This is a genomic window from Rhodococcus aetherivorans (assembly GCF_025722975.1).
Lineage (GTDB): Bacteria > Actinomycetota > Actinomycetes > Mycobacteriales > Mycobacteriaceae > Rhodococcus > Rhodococcus aetherivorans.
Window position 1 is genome coordinate 3325813 of record NZ_CP106982.1, and the last position, 24876, is coordinate 3350688.

Consider the following 24876-nt stretch of genomic DNA (forward strand, 5'->3'; position numbering starts at 1 on the left):
TGCCGACCTGTTCTGGGTCGACGCGCCGGATCGGATATATGACCGGAGGGGCCGGCGGCAGCTCGTCAGGGCCGCGCGCAGTGCTCATCGAGGGCGAGATCGCCGGGACGTGGCGGCCGCGCAAGCGCGGTCGCCTTCTGACGTTATGGACCGGGAGGTCGATCCGGTCCGCCCCGATGTGCCGGGCGGTGGTCTCAGCCCCGCGGGCCCGCGCCGGTGATCGCGGTGTCCGCCAGCCGCGCCGACAGGACCCGCACGATCGCCTCGACCGCGTGCGGGGCCACCATCTCGTGGTGGTCGCAGTCGATCCGGTACTGGTGGATCTCCCCCGACACCACGTTGTGCCAGGCCGCGACCGCCGGCGCCGGTGCCGCGGACCGGGTGGCGGTGAAGAACAGCACGTCCCCGTCGAAGGTGGCGGGCGTGTGCCGGCGGGCGGCCCGCAACGCGGCGGCCGAGCCGCGGTGGATCCGCTCGAGGTGCGCGGCGGTCAGGCCGGTGCCGCCGCCGAGCGCGGCGTCGAGGAGCGCCGACGCCTGGTCGTAGGTCGGGTCCTGCTCGGCGTCGACCGGCACGCCGAGGTCGCGGAGCATGTCGCGGACCCCGACCGACCCGGCGCCCCGGACGCTGAGGTGGCTGTCGAGCAGGGCCAGGGTGTCCACGCGCTCCCCCGCCCGGCGCAGGTCCACGGCGACCGCGTGGGCGACGACGCCGCCGAGCGACCAGCCGAGCAGGTGGTAGGGGCCGTGGGGCTGGATGCGCCGGATCTCCTCGACGTACCGCTGGGCCAGCGCGGTGACGGACTCCGGGGCGGGGCCGCCGCTGAGTGTGGGCAGCTGCAGCCCGTAGACCGGCCGGTCGCCGCCGATGCGTTGTGCGAGCGGCGCGTACGCCCACGACAGGCCGGCGGCCGGGTGGAGGCAGAACAGCGGTGCGCCGGTGCCTTCACGTAGCGGCACGAGCACCTGCAGGGCCTCGTCGATGCCGGTGCGTTCCTGCGGGCCGCCGAGGTGGGCGGCGAGGCCGGCGGGGGTCGGATGGACGAAGATCGATTGCAGCGGGACCGGACGGCCGAGACGTTCGCCGAGCGCCGGCAGCATCCGGGTGGCGAGCAGCGAGGTGCCGCCGAGGTCGAAGAAGTTGTCGTCGACCGAGACCCGGTCGAGGCCGAGATGCTCGACGAACACCCCCACCACGGTGCGCTCGAGGTCCGTGGCCGGGGCGCGGTAGGCGCCGCCGAGCGCCGAGAAGTCCGGCTCCGGCAGGGCGCGCCGGTCCAGTTTGCCGGCGGGCGTGAGCGGGATCCTGTCGAGCACGATCACGGCCGTGGGCACCATGTGCGCCGGAAGGTGTTGCGACACATGCTCTCTGATGTCGGCGGGGCCGGGGGCGGTGCCGGGGGCGGGCAGCACGTAGGAGACGAGGACGGTCTCCCCCGACGGGGCGGTGTGGCCGATGGTGTGGGCGAACGCCACGTCCCGGTGTCCGGTGAGTGCGGCGTCGATCTCGGCGAGTTCGATGCGGAAGCCGCGGACCTTGACCTGGAAGTCGGAGCGGCCGACGTACTCGAGGTCGTGCTCCTTGGTCCAGCGCACGACGTCGCCGGTGCGGTACATCCGCTCCCCCGGCACCCCGAACGGGTCGGCGACGAAGCGCGCGGCGGTCAGGTCGGGTCGGGCGTGGTAGCCGCGCGCGAGGCCCGGCCCGGCGACATACAGTTCGCCGGCGACGCCGACGGGCACGGGGCGCAGCCGGGTGTCGAGGACGACGGCGTGGAAGGCGCGGGTCGGCCGGCCGATGGTGACGGGTTCGCCCGGGGTCAGGGGGTCGCTGACGGAGGTCATGATGGTCGCCTCGGTGGGGCCGTAGGCATCGACCATGCGGCGGCCGGGGGCCCAGCGGGCGACGAGTTCGGGTGGGCACGCCTCGCCGGCGACGAGGAGCACCTCCAGGCTGTCGACGGCGTCCGGGTCGAGGGAGGCCAGCGCGGTGGGCGTGATGAACGCGTGGGTGACCTGTTCGGTGTGCAGGACGTCGGCGAGTTCGTCGCCGCCGTACACGGTCGGGGGCACGATCACGAGGGTGGCGCCGGCCGAGAGGGCCATCATCTGTTCGAACACCGAGGCGTCGAAGCTCGGTGAGGCCAGGTGCGAGACGCGGCTGCCGGGCCGGACGTCGAGGTGGAGGTGTTCCTCGACGGCGAGGTCGGACAGGCCGCGGTGGGTGAGCACGACGCCCTTGGGTCGGCCGGTCGAACCGGAGGTGTAGATCAGGTAGGCGGGATGGTCGGGTTCGAGGGGCGCGGTGCGGTCGGTGTCGGTCGGGGGTTCGGGCGGGTACGGCGCGAGTTCGGCGACGGTGGTGGCGGAGTCGAGGGCGAACCACGGCACGGTGGCGGGCAGCCCGTCGCGGTGGGCGGTGACGGTGAGGCCGAGGGCGGCGCCGCTGTCGGCGAGCATGTATTCGATGCGGTCGCGGGGGTAGCTCGGGTCGACGGGCACGAAGGCGGCGCCGGTCTTGGTCACGGCCCACAGCGCGGTCACGGAGTCGAGGCTGCGGGGCAGGCCGAGGGCGACGACGGTCTCGGGGCCGACGCCGTAGTCGACGAGCATCCGGGCGAGGCGGCTCGAGTGGGCGTCGAGATCGCGGTAGGTGGCGCGGCGGGGCCCGTCGACGACGGCGAGGGCGTCGGGATCGACGGCGACGGCGTCGGCGAGGATCTGTGGCCACAGCCGGGTGCCGAGGGTGTGCGGGCCGTGCGCGGGGACCAGGGCGCGGGTCTCGTCGGCGGTGACGAGGTCGAGGTCGCCGACGGGGGTGTCGGGGGCGCCGGTGACGGCGTCGAGGAGGCGGACGAACCGGTCGGCGACGGCGGCGACGGTGTCGGCGTCGAACAGGTCGGTGGCGTAGACGAGGGCGGCGTCGAAGCCGGTGGGGGCGCCGGTGTCGTCGTGGTTCTCGCCGAGCAACAGTTCGAGGTCGAAGTTGGCCACCGTCGGATCCAGGGGCAGGCCGGTGACGGTCAGGTGCGGCAGTTCCAGGCGGGGGCGTTCGGTGTTCTGGAATTCGAGGGAGACCTGGAACAGCGGCGCGTGGGCGGTGGAGCGGGCGGGGTCGACGGCGTCGACGACCTGTTCGAAGGGGACGTCGGCGTGGGCGAAGGCGTCGAGGTCGGTGGTGGTGACGTCGGTGAGCAGGTCGGTGTAGGTGATCTGCCCGGGGACGCGGGTGCGCAGCACGAGGGTGTTGACGAACATGCCGACGACGTCGTCGAGGGCACGGTGCCCGCGGCCGGCGATGGGGGTGCCCACGGCGATGTCGTCGCTGCCGGAGAGCCGGGCCAGCAGCACCGCGAGGGCGGCGTGGACGGCCATGAACACGGTGGTGCCGTGGGCGTGGGCGAGGCGGGTCAGGCGGTCGTGCAGGGCGGCGTCGATCGGGAAGCGGACGACGTCGCCGCGGAAGGACCGTTGCGCGGGCCGCGGCCGGTCGGTGGGGAGGGTGAGGACCTCGGGCAGGCCGGCGAGGGTGGTGCGCCAGTAGTCGAGCTGGGTGGCGGCGAGGGAGCCGGGGGTGTCGGCGTCGCCGAGGCGGCCGAGCTGCCAGAGGGTGTAGTCGGCGTACTGCACCTCGAGCGGCGCCCAGGCGGGGGCGTCGCCGCGGGTGCGGGCTTGGTAGGCGGTCATCAGGTCGCGGGCCAGGGGGGCGGTGGAGAAGCCGTCGGCGGCGATGTGGTGGACGACGAGGACGGCGAGATGGTCGTCGCGGCCGAGGGTGTACACCCGCGCCCGTAGCGGCACGTCGACGGTGACGTCGAATCCGGTGGCGGCGAACTCTGCGGCGGCGGTGACGACGGTGTCCTCGGTGGCGGGCACGACGTCGACGGTGAGGCCGACGTCGTCGGCGTCGAGGATCCGCTGCACGGGCCCGGTGGGGCCGGCCGGGTAGACGGTACGCAGGCTCTCGTGCCGGGCCAGGACGTCGCGGACGGCGGTGTCGAGCGCGGCGACGGACAGATGGCCGGTCAGCCGGATCGCGAGCGGGATGTTGTAGGCCGGGGAGCTGGTGTCGAACTGGTTGACGAACCACATGCGCTGCTGGGCCGGGGACAGCGGGATGCGGTCGGGACGCGGGCGCCGGGCCGGTCCGGTGCCGATGGCGGGTTCGGCGCCCGGGGTTTCGGCGAGGCGGGCGGCGAGGGCGCGGACGGTGGGGGCCTCGAACAGGGCCCGCACCCCGAGGTCGACCCCGAGGGCGGCGCCGAGGCGGGAGGCGGCGCGGGTCGCGACGAGGGAGTTGCCGCCGATGTCGAAGAAGCTGTCGGTGACCGAGACCCGGTCGAGGCCGAGGACGTCGGCGAACGCCCCGGCGACGGCGGTTTCGAGTGCGTCGGCGGGTGGGACGTAGTCGCCGCTGCCGCCGGACAGGTCCGGTGCGGGCAGGGCGCGGCGGTCGAGCTTGCCGACCGGGGTGAGGGGGATCTCGTCGAGGACGACGACCGCGGCGGGCACCATGTGCGCCGGCAGCCGGTCGCCGACGTGCGCGCGCAGGGCGTCGGCGTCGATGTCGTGTCCGGGGGTGGGCAGGACGTAGGCGACGAGCACGGTCTCCCCCGACGGGGCGGTGTGGCCGAGGGTCGCGGCGAATGCGACGCCCGGGTAGCTGCACAGCGCGGCGTCGATCTCGCCGAGTTCGATGCGGAAGCCGCGGACCTTGACCTGGAAGTCGGAGCGGCCCACGTATTCGAGTTCGAGGGCGTCGGTCCAGCGCACCACGTCGCCGGTGCGGTACAGCCGCTCCCCCGGCGCCCCGAACGGATCCGCGACGAACCGGCCGGCCGTCAGGTCGGGGCGGGCGTGGTAGCCGCGGGCCAGGCCGAGGCCGCCGAGGTACAGCTCGCCCGCGACGCCGGCGGGCACGGGGCGCAGGGCGGCGTCGAGGACGAGGGCGCGGACGCCGCGCAGCGGGCCGCCGAGTGTGATGGGGCCGGCGACGGTCATCGGGGCGCTGATGGCGGCCATGATCGTGGTTTCGGTGGGGCCGTAGGCGTTGACCAGGCGCCGGCCGGGCGCCCAGGTGTCGCGCAGTTCCGACGGCCATGCCTCGCCGCCGACGGCGAGCTCGGCGAAGGCGTCGAGGTTGTCGGGGGGCAGGGAGGCCAGGGCGGCGGGGGTGATGAAGCCGTGGGTGACGCCGTGCGCGCGTAGGACGCGGGCGAGTTCGTCGCCGCCGTACACGGTGGGCGGTACGACCGCCAGGGTGGCACCGGAACCGAACGCGAGCAGGTATTCGAAGATCGAGGCGTCGAAGCTCGGCGAGGAGAAGTGCATGACGGTCGCGCCGGGGCCGGCGCCGAACCGGCTGCGCTGGTCGAGGGCGAAGTTCTCGAGGCTGCGGTGGGTGGTCACCACGCCCTTCGGGCGGCCGGTGGAGCCGGAGGTGTAGATGAGGTAGGCGGGGTGGTCCAGGCGCAGCGGGCTGCGGCGGTCGGCGTCGCCGATCGGGTCGGTCGAGGCGTCGGCGAGCCGGGCGGCGAAGGCGTCGGTGTCGACGGTGAGCCAGCGGGCGGTGTCCGGCAGCGTGTCGCGGTGCGCGGCGGTGGTCACGCCGAGGGTGGCGCCGCTGTCGGCGAGCATGAAGGCGATGCGGTCGGTGGGATAGTTCGGGTCGACGGGCACGAACGCGGCGCCGGTCTTGGTGACCGCCCACATCGCGGCCACCGAGTGCAACGATCGCGAAATCCCCAGGGCCACGAAGGTTTCCGGACCCACGCCGAGGTCGAGCAGGACGCGGGCGGCGCGGGTGGACCATTCGTCGAGCCGGCGGTAGGTCCACCGGGCGGCGCCGTCGACGATCGCGACGGCGTCCGGATGGGCGGCGGCGGTCGCGGTGAACAGCTCCGGCAGGGTGCGGGTGGTGCCGCCGGCGGGACCGCGGACCGGGGCGAGGACGGCGCGTTCGTCGTCGAGGAGCACGTCGACGGCCGCGGCCGGGGCGTCGAGATCGGTGGCCAGGGTGGTCAGGGCCCGCTCGATGCGGCGGGCGACGGTCTCGACGGCCGGGCGGTCGAACACCTCGGGCAGGTACTTCAGCCGCAGGTGCAGGGTCGCGGTGTCGCCGGTGCCGGCCGGGTGCGCGACGATGCTCAGCGGGTAGTGCGCGGCGTCGTGGCCGCTGATGCCGGCCACCCGCATCCCGGCGATGTCGGTGTCCTCGGTCAACCCGGCCCGGTCCACCGGGTAGGACTCGAACACGGTGAGGGTGTCGAAGCCGGCGGCGGCGCCGACGCGGCGTTCGATGGCGCTCAGACCGATGTGGTGGTGGTCGAGCATGGCCGCCTGCTCGGCCTGCACCCGGTCGAGCAGGGCGCCGAGGGTCTCGGCGGGCCGCACGGTGACCCGGACGGGGACGGTGTTGATGAACAGCCCGACCATCGACTCGATGCCGGCGACCTGTGGGGGTCGGCCGGAGACGGTGGCGCCGAAGACGACGTCGTGGCGGCCGGTCAGCGCGCCGAGCACGAGCGCCCACGCGGTCTGCACCACGGTGTTGACGGTCACGCCGCGGTCGGTGGCGACGGCGTCGAGGCGCGCGGCGAGACCGGACGGCAGGTCCAGGTCGAGGTCCTGCGAGACCGCGGCGGTGCGGCCGGGGCGGTGCGCGGGGGCGAGCAGGGTGGGCTCGTCGAGACCGGCGAGGGTGTGGGCCCAGGCGTCCGCGGCGGTGTCGGGGTCCTGCCCGGCCAGCCACTGCAGATAGTCGCCGTAGCTGCGGGGCCGGTCGAGCGCGGCGGTGTCGCCGTCGGTGGCGTACAGCAGCAGCAGGTCCTTGACCAGCAGCGGCGTGGACCAGCCGTCGAGCAGGATGTGGTGATTGGTCAGGGCCAGCCGGTACCGGTCGGCGGCGACCCGGACGAGGGTGGCGCGCAGCAGCGGGGCGACGGCGGTGTCGAATCGGGTGCGGCGGTCCTCGTCGAGCAGGCGCGCCGCCTGACGGTCCGGATCGTCGAGGCCGGTCAGGTCCAGCACCGTCCAGGGCAGTTCGACGCGGGCGGGGACGACCTGGACGAAGCCGCCGGAGCCGTCGTCGGCGAACGCGGCCCGCAGGTTGGGGTGCCGGTCGAGCAGCACCTGCGCGGCGCGGCGCAGCCGGTCCGGGTCGACGGTGCCGTGCAGGTCGAGGACGAGTTGCACGACGTAGGCGTCGGCGGACTGCGCGGAAAGCAGGGCGTGGAACAGCAACCCGGCCTGCAGCGGGGCGACGGGCCACACGGTGGCCAGGCCGGTGTCGTGCCCGGCCGCCCGGTAGTGGCGTTCGAGGCGGTCGAGGGTGGGCTGGTCGAGGGCGACGAGGGGCACGTCGGACGGGGTCAGGCCGCCGGCGTGCGGGTCGCGGGCATGCCGGGCCAGGGCGGCGGCCGCGGCCGCCCACCGGTCGGTGAGGGCGGCGACGTCGGCGTCGGCGAGCAGGTGCTGCGGGTAGGAGAAGGTGGCGCGCAGCACCGGCCCGTCGGGGGTGGGCACGGTGACGGCGTTGATGTCGACGGCGGCGGCGGCCGGCATGTCCGGGCTCTGGGCGCCGCCGCGGTCGAAGGCGTCGACCGGCAGCCACGGGGTGTCCGCTTCGGTGAGGGCCGGGGTGAGGCGGCCGAGGTAGTTGAAGCTGATCTGCGGGGCGGGGCGGGTCCGCAGCCGGACGGCGGTGCCGGCGTTGAGGTAGCGCAGCAGGCCGAACCCGAGGCCGTGGTCGGGGACGGCGGCGAGCTGTTCCTTCACGGCCTTGATCGCGGCACCGGCGGCGTCGCCGCCGCGCAGCGCGTCCGGCAGGTCGACACCGCTCAGGTCGAGCCGGACCGGATGGATGGTGGTGAACCAGCCGACGGTGTGGGACAGGTCCGCGCCCGGGGCGACGGCGGTCTCCCGGCCGTGTCCCTCGAGGCCGACCAGCACGTCGTCCACGTCGGTGCCGTGGTCGCGGCGCCAGGCGGTGACCGCCAGTGCCAGGGCGGTGAGCAGGCCGTCGTTGACGGTGCCGTGGAAGGCGCCGGGCACCGCGGTCAGCAGCGCGGCGGTGACGTCGGCGGGCAGGTCGGTGGAGACGGTGCGGACCGTGGCGTTGGTGTCGACGACCGGGTCGAGGGGACGGTCCCCGAGCAGCGGGTCGTCACCGTCGAGGATCGCGGTCCAGCGGTCGAGTTCGGCGACGCGGTCGGACCGGTGCGCGGCCTCGACGAGGGCGTGCGCCCAGCGCCGCACGGAGGTGCCGGCGGGGGGCTCCTCGACCGCGGTGCCGTGGAGGGCGGCGGCCCACGCGACCGCGAGGTCGGGAACGAGGATGCGCCAGGACACGCCGTCGACGGCGAGGTGGTGTACGACCAGCAGCAGACGCCCGGAGCCGGCGGCGGCGTCGAACCACACCGCCTGCAGCAGGATTCCGGCGGCGGTGTCGAGCCGGTCGGCGGCGGCGTCGAGTTCGGCGGCGGCGAGGGCGAAGAAGTCGTCGGTGTCGGCGGCGGTGGTGACGGGGACGCGGTGGATGAGCGTGTCGGCGGTGACCGCGCCGGGACCGCGGACCTGCAGGCCGACCCCGGCGGGGTCGTCCACGTCGGGGACGAGGCGGGCGCGGAGCATGTCGTGCCGGTCCAGCACCGTCTGCAGCGTGGCCGCGAGGGTGACGCGGTCCAGGCCGGCGGGCAGCCGCAGCAGCGCGGCCTGGGAGTAGCGGTCGATGCTGCCGCCGCGTTCGAGCATCCACCGCACGATCGGGGTCAGGGGCACGGGGCCGACGCCGCGGCCGGGCAGTTCGGCGAGGACGGCCGGGCCGTCGCCGAGGGTGGCGACGGCGGCGAGCGCGGCGGGGGTCTTGCGTTCGAACACATCCCGAGGGGTCAGCTCGATCCCGGCGGCCCGGGCGCGCGAGACCAGCTGGATGGACATGATGCTGTCGCCGCCGAGCGCGAAGAACGAGTCGTCCACTCCGACCGTCTCGAGGCCGAGGACCTGCGCGAACAGCTCGACGAGCTGCTTTTCGAGGTGGCCGGCGGGGGCACGGGTCTCGGTGGCCAGCGCCCCGAAGTCGGGGTCGGGCAGGGCCTTGCGGTCGAGCTTGCCGGTGGCCGTGACCGGCAGGGTGTCGAGGACGACGAGAGTGGCCGGGACCATGTAGGCGGCGAGGTCACCGGCGACCCGGTTCAGCGTGGCGGCCACATCCACGGTCGCGGCGGTCTCCGGAACCACGTACCCGACGAGGCGGTCGGCGGCGCGGTCGTCGCGGTGGAGCACCACGACGGCGCGGGCGACGCCGGGGCAGCGCAGCAGCGCCGCCTCCACCTCCCCCAGCTCGATGCGGAAACCGTGCAGCTGCACCTGGAAGTCGCTGCGGCCGACGTATTCGAGCCGGCCGTCGCGGCGCCGGCGGGCGAGGTCGCCGGTGCGGTACAGGCGGGCGCCGGGCCCGCCGAACGGGTCGGCGACGAAGCGCGCGGCGGTCAGGGCGGGGCGGCCGAGATAGCCGCGGGCGGCCTGCCCGCCGGAGACGTACATCTCGCCGATCACGCCGGCCGGCACCGGGTGCAGCCGCCGGTCGAGGACGTGCACCGTCAGGCCGGGAATGGCGTCGCCGATGACGCTGGCCGAGGCGGTCGCGGCGAACTGCCGGTCCAGCGGCTGCAAGGTCACGTGCACGGTGGTCTCGGTGATGCCGTACATGTTCACCAGCACCGGCGCGGTGTCCGGGTGGCGGCGGTACCAGCGTTCGAGCTGGGCGAGGTCGAGGGCTTCGCCGCCGAAGACGACGTAGCGCAGCGACAGGGTGTGCTCGCCGGCGGCGCGGTCGGCCTCGATCAGCTGGTAGAACGCGGTGGGTGTCTGGTTGAGCACGGTGACGTGCTCGCGGCGCAGCAGGTCGAGGAATGCCTCCGGGGAGCGGGCGGTGTGGTGGTCGACGACGACGAGGCGGCCGCCGTAGGCGAGTGCGCCCCACAGTTCCCACACCGAGAAGTCGAAGGCGTACGAGTGGAACATGGTCCACACGTCGTGCTCGTCGAATCCGAACCTGTCGTGGGTTTCGGCGAGGAGGGTGACGACGTTGCGGTGCGGGACGACGACGCCCTTGGGGCGGCCGGTCGAGCCGGAGGTGTAGATGACGTAGGCGGTGTGGTCGGGGTGCAGCACACCGAGCCGGTCGGCGTCGGTGAGCGGGCCGTCGGGCAGTTCCGCGAGCCGGGCGGCGGTGTCCTGGGTGTCGAGCAGCAGCACCGGGGCGTCCCCCGCGGGCAGGGTGGCGGCGTCGGCGCCGGTGGTGACGATGCAGACCGGCCGGGCGTCGGCGAAGAGGAACGCGAGCCGTTCCGGCGGGTAGGACACGTCGACGGGCAGGTATCCGGCGCCGGTCTCGAGGACGGCGAGCAGCGTGACGATCAGGTCGGTCGAGCGGGGCACGGCGACGGCGACGAGCCGGTCGGGTCCGGCGCCGTGCGTGATCAGGGCGCGGGCGAGGCGACGGGCCCGCGCGGCGAGTTCGCGGTAGGTCAGCGCCGGGGTGGCCGGGTCGGTGGGGGCGGTGATCGCGACGGTGTCGGGTGCTGCGGCGACGGACCGCGCGAAGAGGGCGGGGAGGGTCTCGGCGTGCCGGTCGGGGTCGGGGCGTCGCGCGGCGGCGGGCCGTTCGGCGGGGTCGAGCAGGTCGAGATCGCCGACGGGTCGGGCGGGGTCGGCGGTGACGGCGGTGAGGACCCGCAGGAACCGGTCGGCGAACGCGGTGACGGTGTCGGCGTCGAACAGGTCGGTGGCGTAGGTGAAGGCCCCGGTCATGCCGGCGGGGTCGGTGCCGGCGGCCGGGTTCTCCCCCATGGTCAGCTGCAGGTCGAACTTGGCGACGGGGGCGTCGGCGTCGAGGGCGTCGACGGTCAGGTCGGGCAGGGCGAGGTGGGCGCGTTCGTTGTTCTGGAATTCGAGGACCACCTGCACGAGCGGGGCGTGGTCGGTGGCGCGGGTGGGGGCGAGGGCGTCGACGAGCCTCTCGAAGGGCAGGTCGGCGTGCCCGAAGGCGGCGAGGTCGACCTCGCGGGTGCGTTCGAGGTGATCGGCGAACGGCAGGCCGGGGGCGACGGGGGTGCGCAGCACCAGGGTGTTGACGAACATGCCGACCAGATCGTCGAGGGCACGGTGCCCGCGGCCGGCGATGGGGGTGCCCACGGCGATGTCGTCGCTGCCGGAGAGCCGGGCCAGCAGCACCGCGAGGGCGGCGTGCACGGCCATGAACACGGTGGCGCCGTGGGCGGCTGCGAGGTCGGCGAGCCGGCGGTGCAGCTCGGGCTCGACGTCGAAGCGGACGGTGGCGCCGCGGAACGACTGGTGCGGCGGGCGGGGCCGGTCGGTGGGCAGGGACAGGATCTCGGGCAGGTCGGCCAGGGCGGTGCGCCAGAACTCGAGCTGCCGGGCGGCGAGCGAATCCGGGTCGGCCGGATCGCCGAGGACCTGCCGCTGCCACAGCGCGTAGTCGGCGTACTGCACCGGCAGCGGCGCCCACGCCGGCTCCTGTCCCCGGGTGCGGGCGGCGTACGCGGTCATCAGATCCCGGGCCAGCGGCGCCATCGACGCCCCGTCCGCCGCGATGTGATGCACCACGAACACCAGCACGTGCTCCCCGTCGCCGAGCGCGAACAACCGCGCCCGCACCGGCACCTGCACCGCCACGTCGAACCCGGCCGTGACCTCGGCGGCCAGACGCTGCGGCAGCTCGTCGGCGGACACCGGGACCGGATCGAGGTCGGGGGTGGCCTGGGCGGGGTCGGTGACCAGCTGCACCGGGCCGGTGTTCTCGTTCGGGTACCAGGTGCGCAGGGTTTCGTGGCGGGTGATCAGGTCGTGCACGGCGGCGGTGAGCGCCGCCCGGTCGAGGCGGCCGGTCAGCCGGATCGCCATCGGGATGTTGTAGGCGGCCGAGGCGGTGTCGAACTGGTTGACGAACCACATCCGCTGCTGGGGTGGGGACAGCGGGATCCGGTCGGGGCGCGGGCCCGCGGTGAGGGGGACGCGGGTGCCACCGGCGTGGTCGTCGAGGATGCGGGCGGCGAGGGTCCGCACGGTGGGGGCCTCGAACAGCACCCGCACGCCGGCGTCGGTGCCGAGGGCGGCGTTGATGCGGGCGACGACACGGGTGGCGATCAGCGAGTTTCCGCCGAGGTCGAAGAAGCTGTCGTCGACGGAAACCTTCTCGTGGCCGAGGGCCTCGGCGACGATGTCGGCGAGGGTGGCCTCGGTGTCGGTGGCCGGGGCGCGGTATTCGCCGGTGGCCGACAGGTCGGGTACCGGCAGGGCGCGGCGGTCGAGCTTGCCGACCGGGGTGAGCGGGATCTCGTCGAGGACGACGATCGCGGCGGGCACCATGTGCGCCGGCAGCTGCCCGGCGACGTGCCCCCGCAGCGCGGCGGCATCGACGTGGTGGCCGGTCTCCGGCAGGACGTAGGCGACCAGGGCGGTGTCGCCGGACAGGGCGGTGTGCCCGATCGTCACCGCGAAGGCGACGTCGTCGTGAGCGGCGAGGGCGGTGTCGATCTCGCCGAGTTCGATGCGGAAGCCGCGGACCTTGACCTGGAAGTCGGAGCGGCCGAGGTATTCCACGGTGCCGTCGGTGCGCCAGCGCACCACGTCGCCGGTGCGGTACATCCGCTCCCCCGGCGCCCCGAACGGGTCGGCGACGAACCGGGACGCGGTGAGCTCGGGTCGGCGGTGGTAGCCGCGGGCCAGGCCGGCGCCGGCGATGTAGAGCTCGCCGGCGACCCCGATGGGGACGGGCCGCAGCCGTTCGTCGAGGACGACCTCGTGGAAGCCGATGGCGGGGCCACCGACGGTGACGGTGGTGTCCGGGCGCATGTCGGGGCTGACGCTGGTCTCGATGGTGGCCTCGGACGGGCCGTAGCCGTTGTACATGTGGCGGCCCGGCGCCCAGCGGTCGACCAGTTCCGGCGGGCAGGCCTCCCCGGCGACGACGAGCACGCGCAGCTCGTCGAGGCCCGCGGGATCGAGCGACGCGAGGGCGGTGGGGGTGACGAACGCATGGGTGATGCGTTCCTCGCGCAGGATGCGGGCGAGTTCCTCGCCGCCGTAGACGCTGGGCGGCACGATGACGAGGGTGGCGCCGGCGCAGAACGCCTTGGTCAGCTCGAAGAGGGACGCGTCGAAGCTCGGCGACGCCAGGTGCGAGACGCGGGCCCGATGGGTGATCGAGAAGTGTTCGCGCACTTCGGCGTTGAGGTTGGTCAGGCCGCGGTGGGTGACGACGACGCCCTTCGGGCGGCCGGTCGAGCCGGAAGTGTAGATCAGGTATGCCGGATGGTCGTACCGTAGCGGGGTGCGGCGGTCGTCGTCGGTGACCGGGGCGGGCGAGACGTCGTCGAGGCGGCGGCGCAGGCCGGGGTCGTCGAGCAGCAGCCACGACACCGCGTCCGCGGGCCACACGTCGCGGTGGGCGGTGGTGGTCAGGCCGAGGGTGGCCCGGCAGTCGTCGAGCATGTAGGCGATCCGCTCGGGCGGGTAGCCGGGGTCGACGGGGACGAACGCCGCCCCGGACTTGGTCACCGCCCACACCGCCGCGACCGACTCGATCGAACGCGAAATTCCCAGGGCCACAAAGGATTCCGGTCCGACCCCGTGGCTCGTGAGGACGCGGGCGAGCCGGTTGGACCAGGCGTCGAGCTCACCGTAGGTGACGGTGCGGCCTTCGAAGGACAGGGCGACCGCCTCCGGCACGATCGCCGCCACCGACGACAGCAGTTCGGGCCACAGCTGCGGGGAGACCGCGGGCCGGCCCCGCGCCGGGGCCAGGGTGGCGAGCTCACGCGGGGTGACGATCTCCACGTCCCCCACCGTCACGGACGCATCCGCGGTGACCGCGTCGAGGATCCGCACGAACCGGTCCGCGAACGAGGCGACCGTGTCCGCGTCGAACAGGTCGGTGGCGTAGGTGAACGCCGCCCGCACGCCGGATCCGCCGCCGGGCCGCTCGGCGATCGACAGCTGCAGGTCGAACGGCGACAGGCCGGGATCGAGGTCGAGCACCCGCGCCGTCGCCCCCGGCAGCGCGATCTCGGGGCGCTCGATGTCCTGGAACTCGAGCAGCACCTGGAACAGCGGGGGGTAGGACGTCGACCGGGGCGGGTCGAGGGCCTCGACGAGCCGCTCGAACGGGACGTCGGCCTGGCCGAACGCCGCCAGGTCCGCCGAACGGACCCGCCGCAACAGGGAGTCGAACCGTTCTCGTTCGTCCACCCGGGCCCGCAGCACCACGGTGTTGACGAACATGCCGACCAGATCGTCGAGGGCGCGGTCACCGCGCCCGGCGACGGGGGTGCCGACCACGATGTCGTCGCTGGTGGACAGCCGGGCCAGCAGCACCGCCAGCGCCGCATGCACGACCATGAACAACGACGCGTCGTGCTCGCGGGCCAGCGCGAGCATGCCGCGGTGGGTGTCGGCGTCGATCTCGAACGCCACGCGGGCACCGCGCCCGGACTGCTGCACCGGGCGGGGCCGGTCCCACGGCAGCTCGAGCAGTTCCGGCGCCCCGGCCAGCGCGTCGTGCCAGAACGCGAGCTGCCGGGCGGCGGTGGAGGCGGGATCGGACTCGTCGCCCAGCACGGTGTGCTGCCACAGCGTGTAGTCGGCGTACTGCACCGGCAGCGGCGACCGGCCGGGGGCGTGACCCCCGGCGCGGGCGGCGTACGCGATCATCAGATCCCGGCCCAGCGGTCCCATCGAGAACCCGTCGGCGGCGATGTGGTGCACGACCAGGACCAGCACGTGGTCGGTGTCGGCGAGGGTGAGCAGCCGGATCCGCACCGGCACCTCGGTGGCGACGTCGAACCCGGCGCCGACGATCCGGTCGATGTGCGCGGGCACCGTGTCCTCGGTCTCGACGCGGGTGACGGTGAAGTCGGGCTGCGCCACCGCGACCGGCAGCACGACCTGGATCGGGCCGTCGTCGGTGAGCGGGTAGCGGGTGCGCAGCGTCTCGTGGCGCGCGGCGACGTCGGCGGCAGCGGCCCGCAGCGCCGCGAGATCCAGCTCCCCGGTCAGACGCAGCGCGACGGCGATGTTGTAGGCCGGGGAGGTCGTGTCGAACTGGTTGATGAACCACATGCGCTGCTGGGCCGGGGACAGCGGGATCGTGGGGGGCCGGGTCGCGGCGGCGGTCAGCGCGGGCCGCGCCGCGGCATCGCGGTCGCGGAGCCGCTCGGCGAGGGCGGCGACGGTGGGCGCGTCGAACAGATCACGCACGCCCACGTCGGTGCCGGTCGCCGCGGCGATCCGCGCGGCCAGCCGCATGGCCAGCAGCGAGTTGCCGCCCAGATCCAGGAAGCTGTCGTGCACGCCGAGACGCTCCACCCCGAGCAGGCCGGCGAAGACCTCGGCCAGGACCTGCTCGACCGGGGTGCGCGGCGCGACGTGCTCCGCCGCACGCACGGCCGTGAGGTCCGGGGCGGGCAGTGCCTTGCGGTCGAGCTTGCCGTTGGGGTTGAGCGGGAACCGGTCGAGGACGACGACGTGGGCGGGCACCATGTAGCCGGGCAGCCGGGCCGCGGCGGCCCCGAGCAGGGCCGCGGTATCGAATGCGCGGCTCGCCGCGGTATCGAATGCGCGGCTCGCCGCGGTATCGGATGCACGGCTCGCCGCGGTATCGCTGTTTCGGCCGGGTTCGGGCACGACGTACGCGACGAGCACCCCGTCGGAGCCGTCGGCGGCGCCGGCGGGGTGCCGGTGCACCACGACCGCGGCCTGCGCGACGGCCGGGTCGGCGAGCAAGGCCTGCTCGATCTCACCGAGCTCGATCCGCAGGCCCCGGAGCTTGACTTGGAAATCGGTGCGGCCCAGGTAGATCAGATTGCCGTCGCGGCGCCAGGACACGAGGTCGCCGGTGCGGTACATGCGGGTGCCGGACGGACCGAACGGATCGGCGACGAACCGGTCGGCGGTCAGGTCGCCGCGCCCGACATAGCCGCGGGCGAGCTGGATGCCGGACAGGTACAGCTCCCCCACGGCGCCGACGGGAACCGGGTGCAGCCGCGCATCGAGGACGTGGACGCGGGTGTTCCACACCGGGGCGCCGATCGGGACGACGTCGACGTCGTCGTCGGTGCAGGCCCAGAACGTGACGTCGACGGCGGCCTCGGTGGGCCCGTACAGGTTGTGCAGGTCCGCGGCGGGGAACGCGGCGTGGGCGGCGGCGACCGTGGCCGGGGGCAGCGCCTCGCCGCTGCAGAACAGCAACCGCAGCGACGTGCAGCGGGCCGGGTCGGTGGCGGCGACGAACACCGCGAGCATGGACGGCACGAAGTGCGCCACGGTGACGTGCTGCTGCTCGACGACGGCGGTGAGGTAGGCGGGATCGCGGTGCCCGTCGGGTGCGGCGACGACGAGGCGCGCCCCGGTCTGCAGCGGCCAGAAGAACTCCCACACCGACACGTCGAACGTGAACGGTGTCTTCTGCAGGACGGTGTCCTCGGCGGTGAGCGGGTAGGCGTGCTGCATCCACCGCAACCGGTTGACGATCGCGGCGTGAGCGACCGCGACGCCCTTGGGCCGGCCGGTGGAGCCGGAGGTGTACAGCACGTAGGCGAGGTGGTCCCCCGTCAGCGGGGCGGTGCGCTCCTCCGGGGCGACGGGGGCGTCGGAGGCGCCGGTCCGGTCGAGGCGATCGACCTCGAGGATCGGGGCCGGGGTGGGCAGCGCCGTCCGGTCGGCGGCGGTGGTGAGCACGCACACCGGACGGGCGTTGCCCAGAACGTATTCGAGCCGGTCGGCGGGGTGGTCGGGGTCGAGCGGCAGGTAGGCGCCGCCGGCCTTGATCACCGCGTACATTCCGACGAGCAGCTCGATCGAGCGGCGCATCGCGAGCCCGACGAGGCGGTCCGGGCCGACGCCCTCGGCGATCAGCCGCCGGGCGAGCCGGTTGGTGCGGGCATCGAACTCGGCGTAGGTCAGGGCCTCGTCGCCGAAGACGACGGCGATGGCGTCGGGGGTGCGGGCGGCCTGCCGGGCGAACAGGTCGGCGAGGGTGTGCGGGCCGCGGGGGGCGTCGGTGGCGTTCCAGCACCGCAGGATCAGCTCGCGTTCGCCCGGCTCGAGCAGGTCGAGGTCGCCGACGGGCACGTGCGGGGTGGTGGTCACGGCGGTGAGCAGCCGCACGAAGCGGTCGGCGAGGGCGGTGACGGTGCCGGCGTCGAACAGGTCGGTCGCGTAGGACAGGGCGCCGGTGAGGGCGGCGGGGGCGCCGTCGTCGCCGGGGACCTCGGCCAGCATCAGGTGCAGGTCGAATTTGGTGGTGCCGGTGTCGATTTCGGAGACGTCGACGGTCAGGTCGGGCAGCCGCAAGTGGGCGGACTCGGTGTTCTGGAAGGCCAGCATCACCTGGAACAGGGGCGCGTAGGCCTCGGATCGGTGGTCGGTGACGGCGTCGACGAGGGCGTCGAACGGCAGGTCGGCGTGGGCGAGGGCGTCGACGTCGCGGTCGCGGATGTGGGTCAGGTGCTCGGCGAAGGTGTGCTGTGCGGTGACGGGGGTGCGCAGGACGACGGTGTTGACGAACATGCCGACCAGATCGTCGAGGGCGCGGTCGCCGCGACCGGAGACCGGGGTGCCGACGGTGACGTCGTCGCTGCCCGAGAGCCGGGCCAGCAGCACCGCCAGGGCCGCGTGCACCGTGATGAACGGGGTGGCGCCGTGCGTGCGGGCCAGGTCGCCGACCGCCCGGTACAGTTCGGCGCCGACCTCGAAGCGGACGGTGGCGCCGCGGAACGACTGCTGCGGCGGGCGGGGCCGGTCGGTGGGCAACGCCAGCACTTCCGGTGCGCCGGAAAGGGTTTCGCGCCAGTACCGCAGCTGGGCGGCGGCGAGCGAATCCGGGTCGGCCGGATCGCCGAGGACCTGCCGCTGCCACAGCGCGTAGTCGGCGTACTGCACCTCCAGGGGCGTCCAGTCGGGGGCGCGGCCGCCGGTGCGGGCGGCGTACGCGGTCATCAGATCCCGGGCCAGCGGCGCCATCGACGCCCCGTCCGCCGCGATGTGATGCACCACGAACACCAGCACGTGCTCCCCGTCGCCGAGCGCGAACAACCGCGCCCGCACCGGCACCTGCACCGCCACGTCGAACCCGGCCGTGACCTCGGCGGCCAGACGCTGCGGCAGCTCCTCGGCGGCGACGGTCGTCGCGGTGAGATCGAGGCGCACCTGCTCGACCGGGCGGATCCGCTGGACGGGGCCGTCGGCCGTGGCCGGGAACTCGGTGCGCAGCGCCTCGTGGCGGGCGAGCACATCGGTGACGGCGGTGGCGAGCGCGTCCCGGTCGAGCCGGCCGCGCAGCCGGATCGCCATCGGGATGTTGTAGGCCGGCGAGGCGGTGTCGAGCTGGTTGACGAACCACATCCGCTGCTGGGCCGCGGAGACCGGCAGCACCCCCGGACGGGGCCCGGCGACCAGCGGCACCCGGGTGCCCGTGCCGACGTCGGCGGTGAGGGCGGCGAGGGTCCGCACCGTGGGGGCCTCGAACAGTGCCCGGACCCCCAGGTCGGTGCCGAGGGCGGCGTTGATGCGGGCGACGACACGGGTGGCGATCAGCGAGTTTCCGCCGAGGTCGAAGAAGCTGTCGTCGAGACCGACGCGGTCGACGCCGAGGAGCTCGGCGAACACCTGCGCCACCGTCCTCTCGGCGTCGGTGGACGGCGCGACGTAGGTGGTGCCGTCCGCCGCGAACACGGGCACGGGCAGGGCGCGGCGGTCGAGCTTGCCGACCGGGGTGAGCGGGATCTCGTCGAGGACGACGATCGCCGTGGGCACCATGTGCGCCGGCAGGCTCCGCGACAGGTGCGCGGTGAGGGTGGCGGGTTCGGCGGTGCGCCCGGTCGCGGGCAGCACGTAGGACACCAGCACGGTGTCGCCGGACGGGGCGGTGTGCCCGATCGTCACCGCGAACGTGACGTCCTCGTGGGCGGTCAGGACCGCGTCGATCTCGCCGAGTTCGATGCGGAAGCCGCGGACCTTGACCTGGAAGTCGGACCGGCCGAGGTATTCGAGGGCGCCGTCGCGCCGCCAGCGCACCACGTCGCCGGTGCGGTACATCCGCTCCCCCGGCGCCCCGAACGGGTCGGCGACGAACCGGCCGGCGCTGAGCCCGGGCTTGCCGCGGTAGCCGCGGGTGATACCCGGGCCGGCAATGTACAGCTCGCCGGCGACGCCGATCGGCACCGGCCGCAGCCGGGAGTCCAGGACGACCTCGTGCGTGCCGCGCACGGGGGTGCCGATCGGGATCGTGGGGGCCGGCGCGAGCGGACCGCAGATGTTGACGACGATCGTGCACTCGGTCGGGCCGTACGCGTTGAACATCCGCCGGCCCCGGGACCAGCGGGCGACGAGTTCGGGCGGGCACGCGTCGCCGGCGACGGTGACCGACTCGGCGGCGACGCCCTCCGGATCGACGGAGGCCAGCGCCGCGGGGGTGGAGAAGGCGTGGGTGATGCGCTGCTCGCGGAAGAAGCGGGCCAGTTCCTCGCCGCCGTAGATCGTCGGGGGCACCACGACGAGGGTGGCGCCGATCGCGAACGCGGTCATGTACTCGTACACCGAGGCGTCGAAGCTCGGGGACGAGAAGTGCGAGACCCGCGAGTGCGGGGTGGGGCTGTGCCGGCCGTGCAGTTCGGCGCACAGGTTCGCCAGCCCGCGGTGCGGCACCACCACGCCCTTCGGGCGGCCGGTGGACCCGGAGGTGTAGATCAGGTAGGCGGGATGGTCGAAATGCAGCGCGCCGTGACGGTCGAGGTCCGACAGCGGCCCGTCGGAGACCGAGTCCAGCGCCGCGACGAACTCCGCGTCGTCGAGCACCAGCCACGGCACGTCGGCGGGCAAGCCGTCGCGGTGGGCGGTGGTGGTCACGCCGAGGACGGCCCCGGAGTCGGCGAGCATGTACTCGATCCGCTCGGCCGGGTAGGCGGGGTCGACCGGCATGTACGCGGCGCCGGACTTGGCCACCGCCCAGATCGCGGCCACGGATTCGAGGGACCGGGCGATGCCGAGGGCAACGAACGTCTCCGGGCCGGCGCCGGCGTCGATCAGCACCCGGGCGACCCGGTTGGACCAGGCGTCGAGCTCCCCGTACGTCATCGTGCGGCCCTCGAATTCCAGGGCCGTCGCGTCGGGCACGTGCGCGGCCACGGAGGCGAGGATCTCGGGCCACAGCTGTGGGGACGAGCCGGGCAGTCCGCGGACCGGGCTCAGCTCCGCGGCTTCGTCGGGGAAGACGATGTCGACGTCCCCGATCGGTGCCGTCGGGTCGGCGGTGACGGCGTCGAGGATCCGCAGCAAACGTTCGCAGAACGATCGCGCCGTATCGGCGTCGAAGAGGTCAGCGGCGTACGTACACCTCAGGCGGGTGCCCTCGGGGCCGGTCGCGGTGTGCACCGCGACTTCGGCGTGTGCGAGGAGCCCGCCGCCCCCGGCGGGCTCGCCGCTGTCGAGCAGCACCGGCAGGATCGGCACGTGCTGCCCGTCGAAGGTTCGGGCGAGCCGGTCCGCCGGCACGTCGGCGTGGGCGGTCGCGGCGGCGTGTATCGCCGTGACCCGGCCGAGGAGCGCGGCGAACGGCTCGCTCTCGTCGAACTGCACCCGCAGCGGCAGCGCCCCGGCGGGGCCGGGGACGCCGACGAGAGTGTCGGTGCCGGCGGTGAGCCGGCCGACGAGCACCGCGACGGCGGCGTGCAGTAGTTCGGTGGAGGTGGCGCCGTGACGCCGGGCGAGCTCGGTGCCCCGGTCCCCGAGCGCGGCGGGGACCGGCACCTCGAGGTGGGCGGCGGTGGGGGCGCGCGGGCCGGTGCGGCGGCGGTCGGCAGGCAGCTCGAGGTGCTCGGGCGCCCCCGCCAGGGCGGCACGCCAGAACCGCTCGACGTCGGCATCGCGCCGCAGGCGCTCGGCGACGGTGGCGGTCGCGTGGTGGATGCGGGCGACCGGCGTGTCCGGGTCGGCCCGCAGGAACTCGGCGAGCAATTCGACGAAGCTGCCGTGGTGTGCGCGCAGCTCGTCCGGCTCGTACTGGTTGGGGTTGCCGCGGAAGTCGAGGAACGTCCGCGCGGGGGTGCCGCTCTGGTAGATGTTGACCAGCAGGTCGTCGACCGGACCCGAGGTCATGATGTGGAACTCGCCGCGGACCGGGCCGAGGGTGATCTCCTGCCGGAAGAGCATCACGTTGATCATCGGTCCGCCGTAGCTGTGGGCCCGGCCGGCGGTGCCGGTCTCGCGGCGGAGGTCCTCGAGGCTGAACCGCTGGTGGCGCAGCGCACCGGTCAGTTCCAGCTGGGCCCGCTGCACCAGGTCGGCGCGGGTGTCGTCGTCCTCGAGACGGATGTGCAGCGGTGCGGTGTTGACGAGCATGCCGCCGGAGCGTTTCGCCGCCGCGGTGGTGCGCGCGAACACCGGCAGATTGAGCATCACGTCGGCGCGGCCGGTCAGCCGGGAGAGATAGCACGCGGCCGCCGCGACCACCGTCGCGGCGGCCGAGGATCCGCTCGTGGCATCGGCGTCGGTCAATCGGGCGACCAGGTCGTCGGGCAGGGTGACACTCTCGAGGGTGCTGCGCGCGGCGGTCGGCACCGCCCGCCGCGCCAGGGTCGATCCATCCTCGAGCCCGGCGACCCGCCCGATCCAGTAGTCCCGGTCGCTCGCGTACCGGTTCGAACCGCGGTAGTCGAGATCCGACTGGTAGAGGTCGTGCAGGTCGGCGGCGGTGGGTGGCTCGGGGACGCGGTCCTCGTGGGCCGCCGAGTACAGCGCGGCGATCCGGTTGACCATCGTCATGGCACCGAAGCCGTCGAGGGCGACGTGGTGGATCCGGCTGTACCACAGGTGCCGTCGCTCACCGATCCGCAGGATCGTCATGTTCACCAGCGAGTCGTCGGCCAGATCGACCGGGGTGGCGTAGTCGGTGTTCATCCACTGCTGCGCCGTGGCCATCGGATCGGGCGCATCGGAGAAGTCCAGCAGCGGGATGTCGCTGAGGTCGAGGTCGGGATCGACGTACTGGTACGGCTCACCGTCGACCTCGACGACCCGCAGGTACGGCGACTGGAACTCGCGGGCGGCCTCGTGCGCGGCCTCGCGCAGCAGATCCAGATCGAGGTCCCCGGGCAGGTCGACGTACTGGGCGATGCAGACGGGCACCTCGGGTGCCAGCTGTTGTGCGAACCAGATCGAGCGCTGGGCAGAGGACAACGGGAAGGCCCCGGGCGGAATGTGCAGCCGCTCTTGCAACGAACTCCCCTTCACGAAAGTGATTCCAGTGATGTCCTGGCACCCCCCGGCACCGTGCAGGAAAACCCCTCGGTCGGATCGACGTGGCTGTAGCTCTTTCCCCTTCGATCGTCCGCGCCCTCGAATGTGTGACAGGAGCGCTCCCTCAAGCTAGACCACCGCGACGACGTCTCGGCCCGAAACCGGACCGAAAAATCGACCCCTCGGGCCGCATCGATCCCGAGTCGAGACCGGAGGGGGGACCTGTCGCGGCGCTCGCGGCGAATCGACGAGGATTTGTTACCGTTCGATCGCGATCCGGTCACCGGATGCGCTCGAATCACAGTTTCGGTAACCGCTTTTCGAACCGGACCCCGGAAACGCCCCGCGGCGGACCCGGTCCCCCTATTGTCGAGCCGACCACGCCGTCGCCCGTGCCCGCCCCATCCTCGAGGAGCTCTGGATGCAGCAGCGTCGATGGACCGTTCGTTCGCTCACCGCCGCGGCGGCCGCGGCTGTCGCCGTGGCCGTGCCCGCCCACGCCGTCGCGGAGCCGGCACCCCCGGGATTGCCGCCGGATGCGCTGCGGGCGGCGGCCGCCGCGGATTCCCCCGAGGCGCTGCGGGCGGTGGAGTCCCTGCTCGACGCGGCCCGCACCCCGGCGTTGTTCGAGCCGCCGCCGCGCAACACGCCGCAGCCGTTCATGCAGCCCGCCCCCACGTTCGGGCTCGGCTGCGGCGGCGGCTTCACCCCGTACGCGATGACCACCGGCTGGGCCCAGCCCGGCCCCAACGCGGTGCCGCCCGTGCAGATCGGGCAGTTGAAGATCTTCGTCTCCCCCACGATCCCCACCCTGCCGGCGCGGGCCGACCTGAAGTTCGTATGGCTGAACATGGAGAACTTCCGCGGCGGCGTGGCCACCCTCGACGACACCGTCGGCGGGGTGCCGCAGCTGTCGAAGACCCTCGACACCGGCACCGGGCCGGTGCTGTCGGCACTGTTCGGTTCCGTGCAGTACGTCGACGGCACCTTCTGCCAGGTGGTGTACACGATGGGGGCGTTCTTCGCCTGAGGCCGCCGCCGGCTCGGCGGAGCCCGGTTCAGCGGAGCCGCTCGGCGGCGCGAGCCAGGCGCACCAGGTCGGCGCACAGCGGCGCCAGCTCCTCCGGACCCGCGCCCTCGCCCACCGCGGTCGCGACGTCCTCGGCCGCGCACCGCACCTCGAAGGCGCGGTCGGCGACCGCGCTCGCCTCGTCGGCGGTCAGGACCACCGCGTCCTCCGGCAGGCCCGCCTCCCGGGCGAGGGTGCGGTGCTCGTAGGCCCGCTGGCGGCACGAGCGGCGGCAATAGCGGCGGCGGCGCCCGAGCGGGGCGTCGGCGACCGGCCGGCCGCACCAGAGGCAGTTCTCCGGTTTACGGGTACGTCCGGTCATGGCCGCACACCCTACCGGCCCGCGGCGCCGGAGCGGCCGGGGCAGCCCGGTAGAATGACCCGCGCCCACGGCCCCGGGGCGGTCGGGAACCGATTCGACCGCGCGGGCGTTGACAAGAGTGGTCGGCATCCGCCGATGTCGACCGCACTGTGGACGCTCGCTTCCCTCGGAGGCGAGCGCACCGGGCGGAGCACACAAGAGAGGACACCACCATGGCAGATCGTGTACTGCGAGGCAGCCGGCTCGGGGCGGTGAGCTACGAGACCGACCGTGACCACGATCTGGCGCCGCGGCGGATCGCCCGCTACCGCTGTGACAACGGCGAGGAGTTCGACGTTCCGTTCGCCGACGACGCGGAGATCCCCGGCACCTGGATCTGCAAGAACGGCCTGGAAGGCTCCCTGGTCGAGGGCGCGGCACCGGAGACTAAGAAGGTCAAGCCGCCGCGCACCCACTGGGACATGCTGCTCGAGCGCCGCTCCATCGACGAGCTCGACGAACTGCTCAAGGAGCGCCTCGAACTGCTCAAGACCAAGCGGCGCGGCGCCTGACCCGCCCCCACCGGCACCTCACGATGCCGCCCCCGGGATCCGTCCCGGGGGCGGCATCGCGTATCACGGGCCCCCAGGGGTCGGCCGTGTTGCGCGCACGGCACAAAAAGATCAAACGCCGACAGCGCCTTCGCGCGCGTGTCATCATGATCGAACACCGGCCGGATTCTCGGACCGGCGACCTCGGACGACGCGAAACGGAATGACCCACTGGGGTTTCGGGACGTGGTACAGGGGGCGAGAAGCAATGGACAACAGCAACGACCGCAGGGCCGGCGGCACCGCCGAATCCACGCCGGACCGCCTGCTCGACGGGCTGCGCACCGAACTCGACCGCGTCGATGCCCGGCTCCTCGACGACGTCCGGGACCGGCTGCGGATCTGCGCCCGCATCGCGCACCTGAAACAGCGGCACGCCATCCCGATGCTGCAGCCGGGGCGGATGCAGGTCGTGCACGACCGCGCGGAGACCTACGCGCACCGCAACGCCATGTCGCCCGAGTTCCTGCACTCGTTGTACGCGCTGCTCATCGCTGAGGCGTGCCGGGTCGAGGACCTCATCATCGACGGCACCGGCTCGGCGTCGGCCGAGCTGCGCGAGACCCGGACCTGAGGCCGGTC

Annotated in this window: 5 protein-coding genes; 3 read left to right on the forward strand and 2 right to left on the reverse strand. The window is 73.8% G+C overall.

From position 1 onward, the window contains the following. Positions 1-194: 194 nt before the first annotated feature. Positions 195-22292: a non-ribosomal peptide synthetase gene (locus OCS65_RS15005; RefSeq protein WP_263507200.1), complete on the reverse strand. Its 22098-nt coding sequence runs from the start codon at positions 22290-22292 to the stop codon at positions 195-197. A 442-nt stretch (positions 22293-22734) separates the two neighbouring features. Between OCS65_RS15005 and OCS65_RS15010 the strand changes: the two genes are divergently transcribed. After that, the gene (locus OCS65_RS15010; RefSeq protein WP_006931068.1) at positions 22735-23343 is read left to right on the forward strand and encodes a hypothetical protein; all 609 of its coding nucleotides are present in this window, start codon (positions 22735-22737) and stop codon (positions 23341-23343) included. A gap of 28 nt (positions 23344-23371) precedes the next feature. Here OCS65_RS15010 and OCS65_RS15015 read toward each other — a convergent pair whose 3' ends face one another. Next, the gene (locus tag OCS65_RS15015; RefSeq protein ID WP_006931067.1) at positions 23372-23704 is read right to left on the reverse strand and encodes a hypothetical protein; all 333 of its coding nucleotides are present in this window, start codon (positions 23702-23704) and stop codon (positions 23372-23374) included. Between the two features lie 212 nt (positions 23705-23916). Between OCS65_RS15015 and OCS65_RS15020 the strand changes: the two genes are divergently transcribed. Continuing rightward, positions 23917-24255 carry an RNA polymerase-binding protein RbpA gene (locus OCS65_RS15020; protein WP_006931066.1) on the forward strand — a complete coding sequence of 113 codons (339 nt, stop codon included), beginning with the start codon at positions 23917-23919 and terminating at the stop codon, positions 24253-24255. 247 nt (positions 24256-24502) lie between these two features. Beyond that, a complete protein-coding gene (locus tag OCS65_RS15025) occupies positions 24503-24868 on the forward strand; it encodes a chorismate mutase (RefSeq protein ID WP_006931064.1) in 366 nt (121 codons plus the stop codon). The last annotated feature ends 8 nt before the right edge of the window (positions 24869-24876 follow it).

Excerpts from the sequence above, each read along its gene's own strand:
- OCS65_RS15015 (WP_006931067.1), bottom strand. The coding sequence starts at position 23,704 with ATGACCGGACGTACCCGTAAACCGGAGAACTGCCTCTGGTGCGGCCGG.
- OCS65_RS15020 (WP_006931066.1), top strand. The coding sequence starts at position 23,917 with ATGGCAGATCGTGTACTGCGAGGCAGCCGGCTCGGGGCGGTGAGCTAC.
- OCS65_RS15010 (WP_006931068.1), top strand. The coding sequence starts at position 22,735 with ATGCAGCAGCGTCGATGGACCGTTCGTTCGCTCACCGCCGCGGCGGCC.
- OCS65_RS15025 (WP_006931064.1), top strand. The coding sequence starts at position 24,503 with ATGGACAACAGCAACGACCGCAGGGCCGGCGGCACCGCCGAATCCACG.